The 18,498-nt window shown below is 45.2% G+C and carries 15 protein-coding genes and 3 tRNA genes; 8 read left to right on the forward strand and 10 right to left on the reverse strand.

Features of this window, described 5'->3' with window-relative positions:
- Position 1: 1 nt before the first annotated feature.
- From Q5691_RS07285 to Q5691_RS07295, 3 genes are all read right to left on the reverse strand, one after another.
- A tRNA-Met gene (locus Q5691_RS07285) sits at positions 2–76 on the reverse strand.
- 102 nt (positions 77–178) lie between these two features.
- Positions 179–252: transfer RNA gene (locus Q5691_RS07290), tRNA-Cys, on the reverse strand.
- A 206-nt stretch (positions 253–458) separates the two neighbouring features.
- A tRNA-Asp gene (locus Q5691_RS07295) sits at positions 459–532 on the reverse strand.
- Between the two features lie 496 nt (positions 533–1,028).
- Here Q5691_RS07295 and Q5691_RS07300 point away from each other — a divergent pair.
- Positions 1,029–1,853: a biotin--[acetyl-CoA-carboxylase] ligase gene (locus Q5691_RS07300; RefSeq protein ID WP_333209060.1), complete on the forward strand. Its 825-nt coding sequence runs from the start codon at positions 1,029–1,031 to the stop codon at positions 1,851–1,853.
- A 104-nt stretch (positions 1,854–1,957) separates the two neighbouring features.
- On the opposite strand, the gene Q5691_RS07305 is transcribed toward Q5691_RS07300, so the two are convergent.
- Together Q5691_RS07305 and pdxA are read right to left on the reverse strand one after the other, a co-directional pair.
- On the reverse strand, positions 1,958–5,569 hold the full coding sequence (locus tag Q5691_RS07305) for an OmpA family protein (RefSeq protein ID WP_333344284.1): 3,612 nt from the start codon (positions 5,567–5,569) through the stop codon (positions 1,958–1,960).
- Positions 5,570–5,689: 120 nt separating this feature from the next.
- Positions 5,690–6,787 carry a 4-hydroxythreonine-4-phosphate dehydrogenase PdxA gene (gene pdxA, locus Q5691_RS07310; protein WP_333308386.1) on the reverse strand — a complete coding sequence of 366 codons (1,098 nt, stop codon included), beginning with the start codon at positions 6,785–6,787 and terminating at the stop codon, positions 5,690–5,692.
- Positions 6,788–6,857: 70 nt separating this feature from the next.
- Between pdxA and petM the strand changes: the two genes are divergently transcribed.
- From petM to Q5691_RS07335, 5 genes are all read left to right on the forward strand, one after another.
- Entirely contained in the window at positions 6,858–6,962 is a 105-nt protein-coding gene (petM, locus tag Q5691_RS07315; protein ID WP_172189541.1) for a cytochrome b6-f complex subunit PetM, read from the forward strand.
- Between the two features lie 197 nt (positions 6,963–7,159).
- Positions 7,160–8,137: an NmrA family NAD(P)-binding protein gene (locus Q5691_RS07320; protein ID WP_333209055.1), complete on the forward strand. Its 978-nt coding sequence runs from the start codon at positions 7,160–7,162 to the stop codon at positions 8,135–8,137.
- Position 8,138: 1 nt separating this feature from the next.
- On the forward strand, positions 8,139–9,056 hold the full coding sequence (locus tag Q5691_RS07325) for an NAD(+) kinase (protein ID WP_333209053.1): 918 nt from the start codon (positions 8,139–8,141) through the stop codon (positions 9,054–9,056).
- Positions 9,057–9,247: 191 nt separating this feature from the next.
- Positions 9,248–9,466, forward strand: a complete 219-nt coding sequence (locus tag Q5691_RS07330) for a hypothetical protein (protein ID WP_333209051.1) — start codon at positions 9,248–9,250, stop codon at positions 9,464–9,466.
- A 91-nt stretch (positions 9,467–9,557) separates the two neighbouring features.
- Positions 9,558–9,851 carry a hypothetical protein gene (locus Q5691_RS07335; protein WP_333344295.1) on the forward strand — a complete coding sequence of 98 codons (294 nt, stop codon included), beginning with the start codon at positions 9,558–9,560 and terminating at the stop codon, positions 9,849–9,851.
- Between the two features lie 161 nt (positions 9,852–10,012).
- Here Q5691_RS07335 and Q5691_RS07340 read toward each other — a convergent pair whose 3' ends face one another.
- Together Q5691_RS07340 and Q5691_RS07345 are read right to left on the reverse strand one after the other, a co-directional pair.
- Positions 10,013–10,243: a DUF2281 domain-containing protein gene (locus Q5691_RS07340; protein WP_333209050.1), complete on the reverse strand. Its 231-nt coding sequence runs from the start codon at positions 10,241–10,243 to the stop codon at positions 10,013–10,015.
- 319 nt (positions 10,244–10,562) lie between these two features.
- A complete protein-coding gene (locus tag Q5691_RS07345) occupies positions 10,563–13,430 on the reverse strand; it encodes a type I restriction endonuclease subunit R (protein WP_333344285.1) in 2,868 nt (955 codons plus the stop codon).
- A gap of 453 nt (positions 13,431–13,883) precedes the next feature.
- On the opposite strand from Q5691_RS07345, the gene Q5691_RS07350 reads away from it, so the two are divergent.
- Both Q5691_RS07350 and Q5691_RS07355 read left to right on the forward strand, forming a co-directional pair.
- Positions 13,884–14,228, forward strand: a complete 345-nt coding sequence (locus Q5691_RS07350) for a hypothetical protein (protein WP_333344287.1) — start codon at positions 13,884–13,886, stop codon at positions 14,226–14,228.
- Positions 14,225–14,581 carry a type II toxin-antitoxin system PemK/MazF family toxin gene (locus Q5691_RS07355; protein ID WP_333344289.1) on the forward strand — a complete coding sequence of 119 codons (357 nt, stop codon included), beginning with the start codon at positions 14,225–14,227 and terminating at the stop codon, positions 14,579–14,581. Before Q5691_RS07350 ends, Q5691_RS07355 begins: the two co-directional genes overlap by 4 nt.
- 25 nt (positions 14,582–14,606) lie before the next feature.
- Here the strand turns inward: Q5691_RS07355 and Q5691_RS07360 are convergent, their stop codons facing one another.
- From Q5691_RS07360 to Q5691_RS07370, 3 genes are all read right to left on the reverse strand, one after another.
- A complete protein-coding gene (locus Q5691_RS07360) occupies positions 14,607–15,878 on the reverse strand; it encodes a restriction endonuclease subunit S (protein ID WP_333344291.1) in 1,272 nt (423 codons plus the stop codon).
- Between the two features lie 66 nt (positions 15,879–15,944).
- Positions 15,945–16,904, reverse strand: a complete 960-nt coding sequence (locus tag Q5691_RS07365) for a Fic family protein (protein WP_333344293.1) — start codon at positions 16,902–16,904, stop codon at positions 15,945–15,947.
- Positions 16,905–16,916: 12 nt separating this feature from the next.
- Positions 16,917–18,446, reverse strand: a complete 1,530-nt coding sequence (locus Q5691_RS07370; RefSeq protein WP_333344297.1) for a type I restriction-modification system subunit M — start codon at positions 18,444–18,446, stop codon at positions 16,917–16,919.
- Between the last annotated feature and the right edge of the window lie 52 nt (positions 18,447–18,498).

Here is an 18,498-nt window from a genome sequence, read left to right on the forward strand (position 1 = left end):
TTGGTGGCAGCGGCGGGATTTGCACCCGCATTGACCAAGGTATGAACTTGGCGCTTTACTATTAAGCTACGCTGCAATGTCACTTTCGCTTCGTTCCTTTTCAAAGTTAAAAATTTCAATTAAAAGACTGTTAGTTTAATCTTTTAATTTCTAATTTTTAATTTCTGATAGGGAACAGAGGTTAGGGCGGGATTTGAACCCGCGAAAATCGGTTTTGCAGACCGACGCTTTGAGCCACTCAGCCACCTAACCTGGGAGTCCCGACGAGGTTTGCACTCGCAATCTTCACGCCAGAGGGGAAGACGGCTTGACTTTTGCCTACGGGACTTTGACCCGCCGAAAAACGGATACTTGCTTTCCGACAGGATGTGTGGATTTTAGACCAAAGTTCCAATTCCCAGATTCTTCTCCTGTGGAGTAAATCTAAAATCTAAAATCTAAAATCTAAAATCGACTGACGGGAGTAACGAGACTTGAACTCGCAACCTTTCGCTCGACAGGCGACTGCTCTGACCGATTGAGCTATACCCCCGCGAAAATGAACAATTTTCTGTCCTTGAATTACTCAAGTTGGGACAGGGTGGCGGTTGATTCCGCGTACTACAACCCGATCGGGCTATTGTTGCCGGAGTCTACACCGCCGATGTCCACAATTATGTGACATGATTAACTTCCTATTCAGTTTTCAAGGTTCATATTGCTTGAGGGGCAAGGCTTTGAAGCTCTTTCCCCTTCGCCATACATTTATACTACATTGCGTAATACAAGACTGTCAAGGGGGTAATACAACTTTTTTTTAAATTGGGTTTTTTAAAGGGGTGTTGATCGCTCCCCCCAACCCTCTACGTTCGCCAAAACCCTTATAAATAAAGAGATATTGCGGCTCAACTGATGTTGTAGCGTAAGGTAAATCTGATGCTGAAACTGTACTACACTCCAATTTCGCAGAATTCTCGCCGTCGCCCGAGGTGGCACTTCTGGAAAATGCGATAATCAGCTTTTAGATATCAAATACTACAAATCAAACCTTGTCGGAATTGCCCTTAACTCCCGTGCCCGCATCCCCAGAACCCGATCGCCCAAACGTCCATCACTGGCTACACTCGTTAGATACCTGTCCGAGTACCAACAGTTGGGCGATCGCCCGCGCGGCCGGGCTCCACCACGGAGATGCAGTATTTACGAAGCGACAAACCAGCGGGCGCGGCCAACACGGGCGCACCTGGCACGCCCCAAGCGGTGTCTTGACTGTTAGTTTTGTACTCGAAAACCTCAACCCTACTCTGTTGCCGGGACTCAGTTTAGCAGCGGGTTTAGCGGTGATTTACGCGATCGAAGATTTAGTTCCTGACTGTCGTGATATGCTGCGCCTGAAATGGCCAAACGATGTCTGGATCGATCGCCACAAATTAGCCGGAATTCTCTGCGAAGCCACTTCGGGCAATGCTTTGGGCACAACTCGCGCGGTTGTCGGAATTGGGCTCAACCGCTGCGTAGATTTCGCGGCTGCGGGATTGGATGAAAGGGATCTCGGCAATGCGGTAAGCTTGCATTCTATTGCTAGTACAGTACCAGATGAACTGTGTTTGCTCGATCGACTGCGGCACTATTTACTCGAACTAGCCGATATGTTTTCTACCACAGACAAGCCAGCCTCCAAGTCCGGTTTAGCGCTACTTTTGCCGGAATTGCGCCGCCGCGATGCGTTGATTGGCTGCCCGGTGGCGATCGAACTTTCCTCCGAAACCATCTGCGGAGAAGCCGCCGGCATTGATGGAAGCGGCCGCTTGCTAATATGCTTGGCGGGCGATCGAATACAAGCCTTTACCTCTGGGCGAGTTCGATTAATTTAAGAGGAAGAAGTCATTAGTCAGTAGTCATTAGTCAGTAGTCAACAGTCAACAATTCCCCATTCTCAATTACCAATTCCCAATTCCCAATTCCCCATTCCCTATTTCTAATTTATCACCTCAAATACTACCAATCTGCTCAGCCACAGCGGTTGATTGGCCTCCACACCTTCGGGACGACCCTTGGTAGAAGCAACTTGTATTCTGTTGCCATTTATCCCTTGTCTAACCAAAATATTTTTCACATTTGTCGCCCTTTCCAGTGCCAACTTTTGAGTTTCTACCGGAGTGCTTTTAAAATCGCTGTAGCCAACTACCCTTAAATTCTTCGTGCGATTTTTCTCCATATATTCCTTGACTTTGCTAAGCTTTTCTGCTACATCTTTCGCCTGCAAACTTGCCGAACCTGCACCGAAATATACGCGAACTGGCATTATTATCTTGGGTGGCGGTGGAGTTCCTATTATCACTGTATTTGTTACAGACTTCACCCCCGGAATTTTCTCAAAAGCTTGAGTTATTTTCTGAGCATCTGGTACTTTGCTTACGCTGCCTGCAACGGCGACTTTTCCCTCTGCATAGCGAGCGGAGATATTAATGCTTTCTACTTTATTCAAAAGAGCTGCTGTCCGCTTGACATCGGCTTCGACTAAAACCGGATCTGGCGGTACTTCAACGGCTATAATTTTATTTTCAATTCTTGATTGGGGAGCCGCTTGCTGAGCGATTTTTTCCGCTTTCGATCGCAGATTTTGATTCGGCACTCGTCCCGAAATCTCCAATACTCTATCTTTAACATCAGCCACGAGGCGATAAACTGATAAATCGGGAGCAGATTGTAATGCTAAATTTGTATCTGCTTCTAAGCTCGCTGCAACTCTGCTGCGGTATTGATGAATTCCCCAAGGTACGCCAATTAAACCTAACGCTGCCAAACCGATCATGGGTAAAATTGGACGTTTACGAGATTTAACTTTTACCTCTGTATCGATTAATTTTTGCAATTTTGAGTTTACTTCGGGTGGCACAGTCGCTGGATCGCCGTTGAATGACTGGATTCGATCCCCGTATTCTTGAACAATATTGTTGAATATCGATCGCATTTTATACTTAAACCACTGGCGGGTTTCTCCTTGCATAACTACGGCCAGATAACACGAACCCGCTACTTCCAATACTATCTTAGATGTCCCGTATTCTATAGCATCAATCTCTGCAATATTTCCCGACTGAGATATGCAATCGTTAACAAAAGCCCGAATAGCAGTCAGCATCCCTGCTACCATCTCTGATTCTAGCTGTTCGCGTTCAGACTTCTGCACTGCTGAAATTACTAAGCCCGATTGCGTTTGAATTAAAAAAACCGCTTTAACACTCAGTGGTGTTGTTTCTTTCATCAGCAATTCTGCTTCAGAAATGCCCTGTAATTTGGCTTTAATTTTGCGACTAATTCCCTCTGGACTTAAAGATGCTTCGAGTTTTTCATTAATCTCCCGCATCATCTCGGCAATGTATTTTAAAATCGTGCTGCCGATGATCGGATAAAGTGCATCCGACATTGCTTCTCGCTTGAGATGAATTTGCTGTTTGATAGCGGCGGCCATTTCCGGCGCGATCGCCATGGCAATTTCATCGGGCGATTCACTCATTCTGTGGCTGATTCCCACAGTCAGAGCCGGCGATATGGCTACTCCCATCGATTGTCGATTTTCTCGGGTTTTGGTATTAATTATTTCATCAATTATCGGAGCTATGGTTTCGACAAATGATTGTTTCGACTCATTAATGGTTTGGAGCATCATTTCGGGAAACATGATTTTAATTCGGGCGATTAATTCTTCCCGATCGCCTCCCCATTCAGCATCAGTAATTTTGCGATCGAGTTCCCCTACTTTATCGTTGAGTCTGTAATTATAACTTACAACTTCATCTAACAATGGTAAAATAGATTCGATGACCGACTTTTGTAGTTGGGCGTGATGGCTAACCATCAGCTCATCAATCAAAGGTTTCAGTAAATCGGTAAACAAGTCTGTGGATTCATAAATCCGGTGTTCGATCGCCACAATCTGTTGTTCGATCTTCCCGAGTCTTTGATCGATATTTTTATTCTGAATGATGGCATCGACAGCGGGGGCGATCGCAGATTCTATCTCTAGCTTTGCTTCCCCGATGTTTCGAGACAGCATTTCTACAATCACTGGCATTATTCTTGCCATCAACCCTTCTATCTCGGCTAAAACTTGCTGCTGAACTTCGACAATCTTAGTTTCATTATTTAATATTTGTGCTGCAATACCGCTGTTTTGAATAGCAGTGTTGACACCAGGTGCGATCGCCTCTCTCACCTCTAACTTTGTCTCCTCGATTTTCCGGTTCAGCGACTCAATCATTAACGGCATTAACCTTGCCATTATATCTTCCGGCTGAGTTTTTTGCTGTCGTTGAAGATTATTTAGTCTACTTTCTACGTCGCTCAATTTGCCTTGAACTTCTCTTTGAAGAATTGCTGATTCTATCAAAGGTTGGATCGTCGCTGCTACTTGTAATTTTGATTCATCGATTTTCTGATTCAGCAAATCAGTTATTGCCGGCATTAGCATCGCCATTATCTCTTCAGGCTTCTGAATTGGCGACTGTTGCGTAGCCAGTCGGCGTTCGATGATGCTCAATACTTTTTCTTCTATTTCTACCCAAGCTATTCTTACCTGTACTGAGGGAGCAACAGCTTCTACAATCTCTAATTTTAATTCACTAATTTTCCGGTTCAGCAAATCGCTAACTACTGGTACTAGCTGCTTGATTAAATCTTCCGGTTGCTGCTGGTAACGCTGCTGAATATTCGCTACTCTATCTTCAATTCTTACTACCTGTTCTTCAAGTCCGTTTTGATTGTGAATTACTTGATTGACTCTCGGTGCGATCGCCGAAGCTACCTCTAACTTAGACTCCTCTACCTTACGGTTTAGCAGATCGCCCACCACTGGCATCAGCCGTTGGATTAAGTGTTCTGTATTCGGCAGTGGCTGCTGGTTCAAGTTAGCAATTTGATTTTCCCAATCTGCTAATTTTGCCTCCAACTCGATCGGATTAATTTTATTATTGCTCGCGAGGTCGATCGCCTTTTTTAATTCCGACTTCAACTCCTCTAATTCTTCTCTGACTAACTCAGGAATTAACGGCCTCAGTAAAATCATCAACTCTTCGGGTTGAGACATCAGATTTTCAAAATTTTCTAACCTTTGTTCCACGCTCAAAACATTACTGTAAAATTCCGGTAAATCTCTTTCAAACAGTAGTTGTTGCAACTGTTTAAACTGCTCAACTGCTTGTTCTAATTCTTCCTCCGACTGCCGATTATTTTTTGCTACCTTCCCGGCTATAGATAAATCTGGTTCCTCATTATTGTTTTCTCGTCTTTGAGATGGGATCTCTTCATCGTTAGTTAATACTTCCGGTACAATACTCGGTGATTCGATCAGGAAAGACAATTGTTGGCGCCGATTTTCCTCATCCTCTAATCGCTGAACAGACTTTTCCGAAAGCGGTAATTTCAGCTCGCTTGGCTCTTTTTTGGATTTCTTTAATAACTGAAATTCAGTCAATATGGTTAGCAATTCCTGAAGTTGCTCTCCAGCTTTAGAACTTGCCAGAGTTGCATCAGAAACCTCTTTTTCTGACTGATATATTTTGCCGGAATTATCATTAAATGCTGCCATACTGCGCTACCAATAGTTGATTTTAATCGACCGAAGGAAATTACCAGCTTGCTTGCCGCCTCACCCCAGCGAAAATCAATAGGAATGACACAATTGTTCCAAGCGTCAGGCGTACTAAACCTATCGCCCTATTTTAACTGCTGTTCTGCGACTAGCCAACTGGGCGGCAAACTGCAATGCTGCCTTCATGCTGGAGGCATCTGCAATCCCTTGACCTACAATATCAAAAGCTGTGCCGTGATCCGGAGACGTGCGGACAAAAGGCAAGCCAATTGTAGTGTTGACTGCTTTATCGAAAGCCATCAATTTTACTGGAATCAACCCCTGGTCGTGGTACATTGCCAAGTAACCGTCGTGAGCTTCCTTGGCTAAACCGTACCAAACTTTAGCCGGTTTTACCCACAGGGTATCAGGGGGGACTGGCCCGTCTAACTGCACTTGAGGAAAACGATCGCGCTGCGTTTCCAACCAAGGTATCATCCAGTCTTGCTCTTCATTTCCCAGTTTGCCATTTTCGCCGCTGTGAGGATTTAAGCCAGAAATCGCAATTTTCGGTCTTTCCAGCCCAAAATCTTCCCGCAAACACTCTACCAGCAATTCTAGTTTTTCGCTGAGTAATTCTGGACTCAACGCATCGGGGACTTGACGGAGGGAAATATGTGTGGTAGCCAGTAAAGTTACCAGCGTCCAACCACTGTGTGGAGATGTGGCGGCAAACAGCATTCCGAACCGCTGCGATTTCGCCCTTTCTGCGAGGAGTTCTGTTTGTCCGGGATAATTGTAACCGGCAGCCTGCCAGCAAGTTTTGGAAATCGGGCCTGTGACGATCGCGGAAAATTCGCCGGCGAGGGTAAGGGCGATCGCACTTTCCATATAAGCAAAGCTAGCCGCCCCGCTAGCTGCACTCCCGACACCGGGTACTATTTCGCCCCACTTGCTGTCTGGTTCGATATCAATAATATTTAATGTTTCGGGATTTACCGCTTCTGCTGCGGGATTGCTCGATCGCAACTTATCGTAAGTTTGCTGCAAAACTCTCTTAGATCCGAAAACCGTCACCATCAAAGCAGCAGCGGGATCTGCCAATGCCTTGAGAATCACTTCCGGGCCAATTCCCGCCGGATCTCCCAGAGTTACAGCTAGTTTTGATTCCCGATCGAGACTCAAGGCAGTTTTCTCCAACAAAATACAGGAATTGCGGCACTGAAATTTTAGCATTCATGTACCGGGTTGCCCCAAATTATATTATCTTTATTTAATGCGATCGCCCAATTAGACTTATCAAATCATGAATCCTGAAATTTTCAATGCAGCCTTTTTGTCCTTTTCCCTAATTTTCGTGGGTATAGGTGGAGGCTTCCTCCTGCTCAAATTGCAAGGCGGCGAAGAATAAGTTTTTTTCAACCAATCCTTCAGAAGCCTTCTACCTTCTGCCTTCTAGAGTCTACTTGCTGCCGAAAGCAAGCCTTCTGGCGAATATCTCAAGCCTAAAATGAGAAAATTTCAGGTTTTTGTTAAGTTTTTTATATAAACTTAACAAAAACCTGATACCATCTTATTGAAAGTTTAAGATTCATAATTAATCCCTAGATGACTTTATTGATTTTAGGTGCCACCGGCACTCTCGGCCGCCAAATAGCCCGCCGCGCCCTAGACGAGGGCTACCAGGTGCGCTGTTTAGTCAGAAGTTACAGAAAAGCTGCATTTTTGAAAGAATGGGGCGCTGAACTCGTACCGGGAAACCTTTGCCAGCCAGACAGTCTGCCTCCGGCCCTAGAAGGCGTCAGTGCTATTATCGATGCAGCAACAGCCAGTGCAGCAGATTCTGTCAGCATCAAAAGAGTAGACTGGGACGGAAAAGTATCGCTGATCCAAGCAGCAGCAGCAGCAGGCATCAAGCGTTACATATTCTTTTCCTTTCTCGACGCCGAGAAATATCCCCAAGTCCCGTTGTTGGAAATCAAGCGTTGTACCGAACTGTTTTTAGCAGAATCCGGTTTAGACTACACAATCTTGAGACCTTGCGGCTTTTTGCAAGGACTGGTGAGCCTGTATGCAATGCCGATTTTGGACAATCAGGCAGTCTGGCTGCCCAACAAGCCATCCGCCCTTGCCTACATGAACACTCAGGACGTTGCTAAATTTGCCGTCCGGGCTCTTTCGGTTCCTGAAACCGAGAAAAAAAGCTTTCCGGTGGTGGGAAATCGCGCTTGGGATGCTGACGAAATCGTGCGGTTGTGCGAACGGCTGTCAGGGAAGCAAGCCAAAATTACGCGCACCCCAGACGCCTTGTTGAAGGCTACTCGTAAATTAGCTACCTTCTTTCAGTGGAGTTGGAACGTAGCTGACAGATTGGCTTTTTCAGAAGTTTTGGCAGCCGGAAAACCCTTGAAAGCTCCGATGGATGATGTTTACAGTGTCTTCGGAATCGACCCCAAAGAAACTACTACTTTGGAGTCTTATCTCGAAGAATACTTTAATCTGATTATGAAGAAGCTCAAGGAAATAGAGTACGAGCAGCTTAAGACTAAAAAACGGAGTAAACAAAAAATGCCCTTTACATTTTAAAGTGCCGAAAGCAGGGATTATATACAACGACGTTAAACCTGTGGCTTGTCGCATCGCCGCAGAGTTGGAAGACAAGCTGACTGCCCGCGGCTGGGAGGTTTGCTCGGTTTCTGGTTCCGGAGGAATTCTGGGCTATTCTAGCCCCGATCGCCCCCTGTGCCACACTCAGATCGAACAACTCGTCCCCCCCGGTTTTGACAGCGACATGGAGTTTGCAGTGGTTTTGGGCGGCGACGGTACGGTGCTGTCGGCATTTCGCCAAGTCGCTCCGATTGGAGTGCCGCTGCTGACTGTCAATACGGGTCACATGGGCTTTTTAACAGAAACTTACCTGAACTTGCTGCCGCAAGCTTTGGAAAAGGTAATCGCTGGAGAATACGAAATAGAAGAAAGATCAATGCTAGCGGTGCGGTTGTTTCGAGAAAACGACTGCCTCTGGGAAGCCCTTTGTCTCAATGAAATGGTGCTGCACCGGGAACCGCTGACTTGTATGTGTCATTTTGAAGTGGCGATCGGCCAGCACGCCTCTATTGACATTGCCGCAGATGGAGTCATCATCGCGACTCCCACAGGTTCGACAGCTTACGCCCTTTCTGCCGGTGGCCCTGTCATCATTCCCGGAGTGCCGGTGCTGCAGTTGCTGCCTATTTGCCCGCATTCAATGGCTTCGCGGGCTTTGGTGTTTTCCAACACTGAGCCGATCAAGATTTTGCCGGCGAGTCCAAACCGCCTGGTAATGGTGGTAGACGGGAACGGCGGATGTTATGTTCTGCCGGAGGATTGGGTGCAAGTCGAGCGAGCTCAGTACCCAGCCCGCTTTATTCGGGTGCAATCTTTTGAGTTTTTCCACATTTTGCGGGAAAAATTGGGCTGGGGCTTGCCTCACATTGCTAAACCGAGTTCGGTTGAGTTGCCTTGATATTTGTTGGTAATGAGCGGAGGGCTAAAGTCCCGTCCTTTTAGGGCGGCTTTTTCTTTGTTTTTGGGCAGGATAAAGTTTGATCGGAATCTCGTAAGGAATCCTTAATTCTCGATCGAGATTCCGAACCATCTCCAAACTCAGGCAGCGTTTATGATAGATGTATTCTCGTACTTCTGGGAGTTTAAACCATGTCTCTCGCTGAGTTAATTCCTTTGGTGAACAATCTGAGCCAGTCAGACAAATTATCACTCTTCAAACTCCTAGCAGTGCAAATCCCAGACGCTGAATTACAAGTCATCTTTTCTGCATCAGAGTATCCAGTTTGGTCGCCCTACGATGCAACGGAAGCTGCAAACATTATGATGCAGATGATTCAGGACGATCGAGAGGCATCTACTCATGCCTAGTTAGATCGAGTTTCCCTTTTCTGACGATGAAGCATTACCCACGATTCCCATCACTCTGATTCATGCAGGCTTTTCTGTCTCGGCGAATGCACTGCTAGATACTGGGTCTGCGGTCAATCTATTACCTTATGACATTGGTCTGCAATTGGGTGCAATTTGGGAGGAACAAACTGTCCGCTTGCCATTGGCTGGAAATCTGGCAACGGTTGAGGCGCGGGGTGTATTTGTAGATGTTCAAATTGGGAATCTGGAACCCGTTCGCCTAGCATTTGCTTGGGCACAAGCCTCTCAGGTTCCATTAATTCTCGGGCAAACCAACTTCTTTCGAGAATTTGATGTTTGTTTTGTGCGATCGCGAGGCACGATCGAAATTATTCGCTTCTAATAAGCATCGATGCAGAACTCGGAGTTTTATTTAGCTTAACTCTCGATCGAGCTTCCGAACCATCTCCAAAGTCAGGCTGCGTTTACGAGATAACGCTCCCAATCAGTGATTGTTTTTATAGAATTCGATGAGAATATTGGTGTCACACAAAATCATTGGTTTTATTTGCCCCAGGCGTCTTTGCGAATGTCGTCTAGAGTGATATTTTTTTCTTCCCAGATTCCAGCTAGCTCAAAAAAGGATTGTTCTTGATTGGAGTCATCTTTTTTTTGTTCTATCGTTTGAGTTTGGCTGGCTTGAAATTCTAGAAATTCGATAAATTCAATAACTTTATTGCGTTGTTCGGGGGAAAAATGTTTGATTTTTTGGATTGCCATTTCTAGGGTTAACATGGGTTTCTCCTTAATTGTTTTTGGTACTATTTTAACGATTTACACAAACATCTTTTTTTGGGATCTACTAGCTTGTTGCATGGGTGCGCGATCGAAGCGTATCTATTGATTCTACCAATTTTCTGTAGGTCAAGCTCTCGATCGAGCTTCCGAATCATCTCCAAAGTCAGGCAGCGTTTGCGAGATAACGGCTAAGATAAGCGGTGGCAGATAATCTCGGCATCCCCACTAGAATCTCTTGCCCGTCCGCTTTATCGACTTGTTAGACCACGTATGAAGATCGCCACTAATTTGGCGATCGCCTGCTTTGAGGGTTGTTTTATTGTTCCTCTTCAAATGCGCCAAGAGCATCATCGAACTTGTTGATAAGGTCGAGTAATTGCAACACGACGCGATCGAAGATTTTTTTGCGCTCTAATAGTTTGGGTTTTTCGTTACAGGCATTCAGAACTGTCTCGCGTAATGGTTCCTTGCCTGAGAATTTGTAGTCGGCGATCATTTGGTGGACGGCTTCGAGCTTCAGATTCTCCTTGAGACAGAGTTGGCGCACGGCGACCGTGCGTTCCTGATTCCAGAAGCTCTGAAATGCGGTTTCGATCGCATCTTCTGGCTTAATTGTGGGCATCTGCTCATCAATGAACTTTTCAATGAGATCGCGTTTACTGCGTAACTGGACTTCTTGCCCAACGAGGTCGAGGATAGATTCTTTTTTCTTCTGATAGTCTTCCTCGCTAGTTTTGATGTTTCGTCGGAGTTCTGCTAGGAGTTTGAGAATGTAGGAGACATTGATTTCATCGCGTTGAATCAATTCCAATTCAAAATCAACTTCTTCAATGAGAGACTTATCTTCTTCGTCATTGCGCGATCGCGTTCTGTCGTAAATGTCGAGGTACTTGCTCTTATAATCTTCAAAGGTCTGTTCGTCCATGTTCAGGTCAGTAAAATTAAACTCGGTGAAGGATTTAGTGACGTTTAATAGACGGATGAGATTACGAAAGGCTTTGACAAATTCCACTTGATCGTCTTCGCTGATCAGTTTATTGACATCGTTGGGGATAGTGGCGATCGCCGTCAATTCCTGCACGCCTTGATTAAATGCTTCAATGTAATGTTCGTAGGGTTCGATAAAGATTTCTTCATTGGCGTTGGCATCGGAGAAGAGGGCGACGGCTTGGTCGGTGTTCTCTTTGAGGTTACGGAAGCAGACAATATTGCCTTGGGATTTGAGTTCGCCCAAAATGCGGTTGGTGCGGGAATAGGCTTGAATGAGTCCGTGATACTGGAGGTTTTTATCAACGTAGAGGGTATTGAGCTTTTTGACATCGAAGCCCGTGAGGAACATATTGACGACTAACAAAATATCGGCCCGATCGCGATCCTGAGCGTTTTCCCGATCGCGGTCTTTCATCCGTTTGGAGATGTCTTTGTAGTAGGTGTAGAAAGCTTTGCTGTCTCTGACCGAATGCTGGGTTTGATAGAGGACGTTGTAATCGTTGATAAATTCGGCGAGTTTGTCGCGGCTGTGGGGACTGTTGCTGGTTTTTAAATCAAAATCGGGTTCGCCGATTAAGCCATTTGCCTCTTCGTCGTCTTCGTTAATGCTGGGGGTGAAAATCGTCACGACTCGCAAGTCATGTAAACCCTGTTTTTGCTTATTTTTAAAAGTTTCGTAATAGGTCAGTAAGCTATCAATATTACTGACGCAGAGTATGGCGGAGAATTTTTTATTGTGGGTTTTGCGATCGTGGTTGGCGATTATCCAATCAACGACACCTGCGATTCTCTTGGGGTCTTCAAAAAAGGTTTTATCGGATAGGGGTTGTAATTCTAAACTGCCATCTTTGCGGCGAATTCTCCCCCAATATTCAACGGAGAATTTAAGGACGTTTTCGTCGGCGATCGCATTAGTGATCACATATCTATGCAGGCATTCTTGGAATAGGTCTTTGGTGGTGCGTTTGCCATAGGCGTTACTAGCGGCGTTGTCGGCGAAGATGGGTGTGCCAGTAAAGCCAAACATTTGGGCGTTGGGGAAGAATTTGACGATATTTTTGTGGGTTTCGCCAAATTGGGAACGATGGCATTCGTCGAAGATGAAGACGATACGCTGATTCCGCAGGGGTTCCATGACAGATTCATGGCGAGGGTTTCTGATGGCGTTATTGAGTTTTTGGATGGTGGTGACAATGAGATTGCTGTCGCCTGTCATCTGATTGACAAGTTCTTTGGTGTTGTCGGTTGTATCTACGCAGTCGGGGCTAAAGTAGTTGAATTCCCTGCTGGTTTGGTAGTCGAGGTCAGCGCGATCGACCACAAACAGCACTTTATGGACCTTGGGGAGTGCGGTGAGGATTTGGGCGGCTTTGAAGCTGGTGAGGGTTTTGCCTGATCCTGTGGTGTGCCAGATGTAGCCGTTTTTGTCGGTGTCCTTGACGCGCTCAATGATGGCTTCGACGGCGTAGTATTGGTAGGGACGTAGCACCATTAGCACTTTGTCGGATTTGTGCAGGACGATGTATTTGCAGATCATTTTGGAGAGGTGGCATTTCTCCAGAAAGGCCTTGGCGAAGTCGTCGAGTTGGGTGATTAGGTTATTTTCTGCATCTGCCCAGTAGAAGGTTTGTTTGTATTCTTGTTTGCGGTTGTTGGCGTAGTAGCGAGTATTCACGCCGTTGGAGATGACAAAAATTTGCACATATTGAAATAGCCCAAAGTCTGCACCGTAGGAGTGGCGTTGGTAGCGGTTGATTTGGTTGAATGCTTCTTTTAGTTCGAGTCCTCGGCGTTTGAGTTCGATTTGGACGAGGGGGAGTCCGTTGATTAATAAAGTTACGTCGTAGCGGTTTTTGTATTTGCCTTGTTGGGCGATCTGGTGGGTGACTTGGTATTGGTTTTGACACCAGTGTTCGGTGTTTAAAAATTCTAAATAAAGGGGTGTACCATCATCGCGGATGAGTTCCATTTTGTCGCGGAGGCGTTCGGCGCGATCGAAGACGTTGCCTTTGTCGAGGTGGTTGAGGACTCGTTTAAATTCTTCGGGGCTGAGTTGGGTATTGTTATGTTTTTCGAGTTGGGTTTTGAGGTTGGCGGTGAAGTCGGCGGCGTTGCGGAGGGTGACGGGTTCGTAGCCGAGTCCCGTCAGGCGATCGATCAAGTTTTGTTCTAGTTCTTGTTCTGATTGAGTCATTGTTTAGGGAATGGGGAATGGGGAATGGGGAATGGGGAATGGGTAATGGATAGTAGGTAATACCAATTTAATGTGAAGTTGCACATATCTCGATCCCCCTAAATCCCCCTTAAGAAGGGGGACTTTGAGCGGAATCTTGTCCCCCTCTTATTAAGGGGGGCGCCAGGGTGATCGGATTCTACGGGGCATCATAAAAAATTGGTATAATGGGTAATGGAGTTTATTTCTATTCCCTATTTTAGTCTCACACAAACATTTTTGGCAGCAAGCCTTTTTAAAGGTGTTCGATTAAATTGATTTCTTGCCCAATCGTAAAAATTGACAGAAATTTCATACCAATTTAATGTGAAGTTACACATATCTCGATCCCCCTAAATCCCCCTTAATAAGGGGGACTTTGAGAAGAATCTTGTCCCCCCCTTATTAAGGGGGGCGCCAGGGTGATCGGATTCTATGCAACCTCATAAAAAATTGGTATCACGCACTCAGTACGGGACTTCTCAGAGATGGCAAGGAGTGGATTGTGCAGGGTGCTACACTAGGGAATATGGCGTTTGGGAGAGGTGTTTTATGGTGCAAGCGCAGTTTAATTTAGATGAGTCGTTGTGGGCATTTGTGCAAAAATCGCGGCAGTATGGTTTTCAGAATCAGGATGAATTGATTCGGGTGGCGCTGGGGAAGTTGCAGCAGGAGTTAGATTCGTTGGAGATGTCGGCGGATTTATATACGGAGGTTTATGCGGAGGATACGGATTTGCAGGCTTTGACGGATAGCGCGCTGGCGGGTTGGCCAGAATGAATAGTTTGCGGCGCGGGCAGATTATTGATGTTGATTTGGAAGCGACGAGAGGTTCTGAAACGGGGAAGGTTCGGCCTTGTATCATTGTGACGAATGATGTTTACAATGCGCGTGTGCCTGTGATTCAGGTTGTGCCGATTACGGAATGGAATGAGAAAAAGGCGCGCATCTCGACGAATATTGATTTAGATCCATCGGCGATGAATGGACTGGCGAAACGATCGATCGCGGATTGTTTACAGACTCGTCCGATCGACCATCGGCAACGGCTGGTAAGGGTACGTGGAGAGTTGAGTGGGGAGGATTTGGCTAGGGTTGATGGGGCGATTAAGCAAGTATTTGGCTTTAGTTAACGATAAACAGCAGCAATTACAGCCACTACACAAACATTTTTTGCAGCAAGCCTTTTTTGTATTGTTCGGTTAATGCGATTTGTTGGGCAATGGCTTGGATCTTTTGGTCGATCGCTGTCACAAAATCCACTATTTTTTCTTGTTCCTCTGAAATGGGATAAGGCAGAGGTAAAGCCATAAAATCGGATGTTGTTATATTCATTCGATCATATCTTGCTCCGTAATTCGCAACACTGCACATATATTTGTGCCAAACCGATGTTTTAAATAACTGTTCATAAAAAGCATCTTCTTTAGTTTTGAAGCGAAAAACTGTATAGAGTGGAGACATTACACCCAAGCCAATTTTGTTTTTATGAATTGGTCCAACTGGTGCGCTTGTAGAAATTCTTGGGTTGTAGACATAATCACCTTTTTCTATGATGTAATAGCCTGCCAAGTTGTCAGCATTGGCGATATCTTTGTCAAAATAGTCTTGTTGATCTATAACACCTTGCACAGCAGAGTTTGTTAAAACTCTAGTGATTGATTCGTCAAGATTTTTTTTGACTTGCCTACTTGCGATTTCCCCAAGCTTCTTTTTTTGCCAATCAGGAAAAGGCTTCCCATCATCGCCCTTAAACCGAATTTGTTGAGAAAAGAGTTTCTGCATTACGCCCCGTTTATAGGTTTGCAGGAGTTCGTGCTTGCGGCGCAGTTGGGTGAGGCGGGTGTCGATCGCCCCCAGAAAACTCGCAATCTTTTCCTGTTCTTTTACAGATGGAATCGAGATATTCAGCTTCCCTTGCTCCGTTATTCCAATATAAGGTCGTGTTCCGCCAGCCGCCAGAACTTTTAACATCTTTTGAAAGTTATAAGATGTGAAAAAAGATACCAAATACAGATTAGATAATAATTGGGGATTTTTAACACGATAGTAAGTAACTTGAGGAGTAAGCATTATGAAAGGAAATGGAGTTTTGCCAACAATCGCCACCTCTCCAACTGTTCCCTTATGCGTTAATAGTACATCGCCTTCTTTAGAAAATCCTTTTTGCAAACTTTTTGCTAAATTTTCTGATATATAGTGACATTTACTATAGTTAATGACTCCATTTTGAATATCATTAGACATTACAAAAGGAATTCCACTTTTTACATAATCAAAAGATGTGGGGTGTAGATTTCCATGATTACCGTCAAGAGGCTTATAGATAAGGTTTTCTGTGACTAATTCTGAGACTGATTTTATCAACCAAGACCCACTAAAATCAGGAAACCGCAACACAGGCACATTTTTCTTTAACTTCTTATTCATAACGGCACCTCAATCCCCAACTCATCACAAAACCCCCGAATCACCCGATCGTTCCTCTCCATATCTTTATACATCTGCCTCAACTCCTGCGCGATCGAGAAAATCCGTAATTTCCTGATAAAAAGCCTGTCCCTTTCCCCTGCTACTGCTTGCCGTCACCAACAACCTTAAAACCTCCACCAGTGACGCGATCGCCGCATCAAAAACCAAGTCATAAAGCTGACTTAAATCGTCTTGGTTTTGTTGTCCATAGGCTAAAGCATTAATATAATTATTGCGAACTTGGTTATTAATCACCACAATCGGATAGCCCGATCGAATTAACAGTAAATTCATTAATAATCGAGCCGATCGACCATTCCCATCCCGAAAAGGATGAATCGAAACAAACCGATAATGGGCGATACTTGCATATTCAACCGGATGGAGACTTAAAGCCGGTTCCGAATTGAGCCAACTCACAAAATCTCCCATTAATTGAGACAGTAAATAGTGAGGAGGATAACGATAATTTGTCCCTGCTGCCATCACATCAAGAGTCCGATAACTCCCCGCCTCCTCTGGGTTGATTTTGCGGAGAATTAGATTGTGAATTTGCTTAATTTCCCATTCGTTAATTTTGGTGTCTTTTTGGGCTAAATGTTCGATATAATCGATCGCCTCCTTGTGCCCGATCGCCTCTAAATGTTCGTCTAGGGTTTTGCCCCCCACCGTAATCCCCTTGGTTAACACTAATTCTGTCTCGCTTTGAGTTAAAGTATTCCCCTCAATGGCATTTGAGTTATAAGTAAAGCGAACATCATAGAGCTTTTTGAGTTCGGCAACGATCGCAGGTTCAAAAGGTCTAAACTCATCCAGCCAAGCTTTGAGTTTATCGATCCGTTCTAATTTAAGCCGATAATTCATGGTTAAATAATCCTCGATCGCAGCACTTAATGAAAAATTGGCTTGTTGACTTAAACCAATGAGCCGCCGCATAAAATTCTCATACAGATGAGAAGAAGAAAGCAATAACTGAGTATCCATATTCCCCATACCCTAAAACGGCACCTCAATCCCCAATTCCTCACAAAATCCCCGAATGATGCGATCGTTCTCCTCCATTGCCCGATCCATAGATTGTAATTGTAAAGCGATCGCCCCCAAATCAATCTCCTCCTCCTCCTCAAACGTATCCACATAACGGGGAATATTCAAATTAAAATCATTCTCCGCAACCTCCGATAGCGGTGCACAATAACTATATTTGTTTTCTTGTAACCGTCCTCGATAGGTCTCAACAATCTTCTCTACATCCTCATCCCGCAAAAAATTTTGATTCTTTGCCTTCTCAAAATTCGCACTCGCATCAATAAACAAAATATCATTCGGATGCTCGCGACACTTCTTAAACACCAACACGCAAGTTGGAATGCTCGTTCCATAAAAAATATTCGCCGGCAACCCAATTACCGCATCCAACCAATTGCGCTCATCGATCAAATACTTGCGGATCTGCCCCTCCGCCGCACCGCGAAACAAAACCCCGTGGGGCAGTACCACCGCCATTGTCCCATTATCATCCAAGTGATGCAGCATATGCTGCACAAACGCAAAATCTGCCTTAGAACTCGGCGCTAACCGCCCATACTGACTAAAGCGATCGTCTGACTCAAACAGCTTATTCGCACTCCAATGTGCCGAAAACGGCGGATTTGCTACCACCGACTCAAACCGCATCCCCTCATGCTGCGGATGCTCCAGCGTATCCTCTTGCCGCAAATCAAAATTCCGATAATGCACCCCGTGCAAAATCATATTCATCCGCGCCAAGTTATAGGTGGTGCGGTTCATCTCCTGCCCGTAAAAATCCCCGACAGACTCCACCTCTCGCGCCACCCGCAACAACAACGAACCCGATCCACAAGTCGGATCGTAAACAGACTTCAGCCGCCGCTTCCCCGTCGTCACAATTTTCGCCAACACCTTAGAAACCTGCTGCGGCGTATAAAACTCCCCCGCCTTCTTCCCCGCCCCACTCGCAAACTGCCCAATCAAATACTCATAGGCATCGCCCAGCACATCGCTCTCGCTGTCCTGCAACCGAAAATCAATCTTATTCAAATGCACCAAAATCTTCGCAATCAGTGCATTCTTCGCCTTCGGAGTTCGCCCCAACTTTGTCGAAGTCAGATCCAAATCCTCAAACAAATGGTCAAAATCCTCCTCACTCTCCTTCCCCATCGTCGATCGCTCGATGCTATTGAGCACCTGAGTCAAATCGTCCAAAATAAAAATGGAACTCGCTTCCAACTCCTCATCACTAATCTCTTCCTCCTCCGCCTTATTCCCCAATGCCCGCTTTGCCAAAGCACCAAACAACTCCGACGGCTTCAGAAAATACCCCAACCGTGCGATCGACTCCTCTTTGATTGCCTCTAAATATTCCTGCCCTTCTGCTGAAGATTCATCAAGCTCTAGAAAATCAATCTTATCCTCAGCCAAGATTTCATTAGCGTAAAGATACTGACGCTCCGACAGATACTTATAGAAAATAAACCCTAAGGAATGAAAAATAAATAAGTTGATTAGTTATCGGTTATAATGAAAAAAGTGTGAGATTACAATTTTTACCAAAACA

Source organism: Microcoleus sp. w1-18aA5, from assembly GCF_036701705.1.
GTDB lineage: Bacteria > Cyanobacteriota > Cyanobacteriia > Cyanobacteriales > Microcoleaceae > Microcoleus.

Coding starts and splice junctions, on each gene's coding strand:
- petM (WP_172189541.1), top strand. CDS start 6,858: ATGAATCCTGAAATTTTCAATGCAGCCTTTTTGTCCTTTTCCCTAATT.
- Q5691_RS07355 (WP_333344289.1), top strand. CDS start 14,225: ATGAATAGTTTGCGGCGCGGGCAGATTATTGATGTTGATTTGGAAGCG.
- Q5691_RS07305 (WP_333344284.1), bottom strand. CDS start 5,569: ATGGCAGCATTTAATGATAATTCCGGCAAAATATATCAGTCAGAAAAA.
- Q5691_RS07350 (WP_333344287.1), top strand. CDS start 13,884: ATGCAACCTCATAAAAAATTGGTATCACGCACTCAGTACGGGACTTCT.
- Q5691_RS07320 (WP_333209055.1), top strand. CDS start 7,160: ATGACTTTATTGATTTTAGGTGCCACCGGCACTCTCGGCCGCCAAATA.
- pdxA (WP_333308386.1), bottom strand. CDS start 6,787: ATGCTAAAATTTCAGTGCCGCAATTCCTGTATTTTGTTGGAGAAAACT.
- Q5691_RS07345 (WP_333344285.1), bottom strand. CDS start 13,430: ATGACTCAATCAGAACAAGAACTAGAACAAAACTTGATCGATCGCCTG.
- Q5691_RS07340 (WP_333209050.1), bottom strand. CDS start 10,243: ATGTTAACCCTAGAAATGGCAATCCAAAAAATCAAACATTTTTCCCCC.
- Q5691_RS07365 (WP_333344293.1), bottom strand. CDS start 16,904: ATGGATACTCAGTTATTGCTTTCTTCTTCTCATCTGTATGAGAATTTT.
- Q5691_RS07330 (WP_333209051.1), top strand. CDS start 9,248: ATGTCTCTCGCTGAGTTAATTCCTTTGGTGAACAATCTGAGCCAGTCA.
- Q5691_RS07360 (WP_333344291.1), bottom strand. CDS start 15,878: ATGAATAAGAAGTTAAAGAAAAATGTGCCTGTGTTGCGGTTTCCTGAT.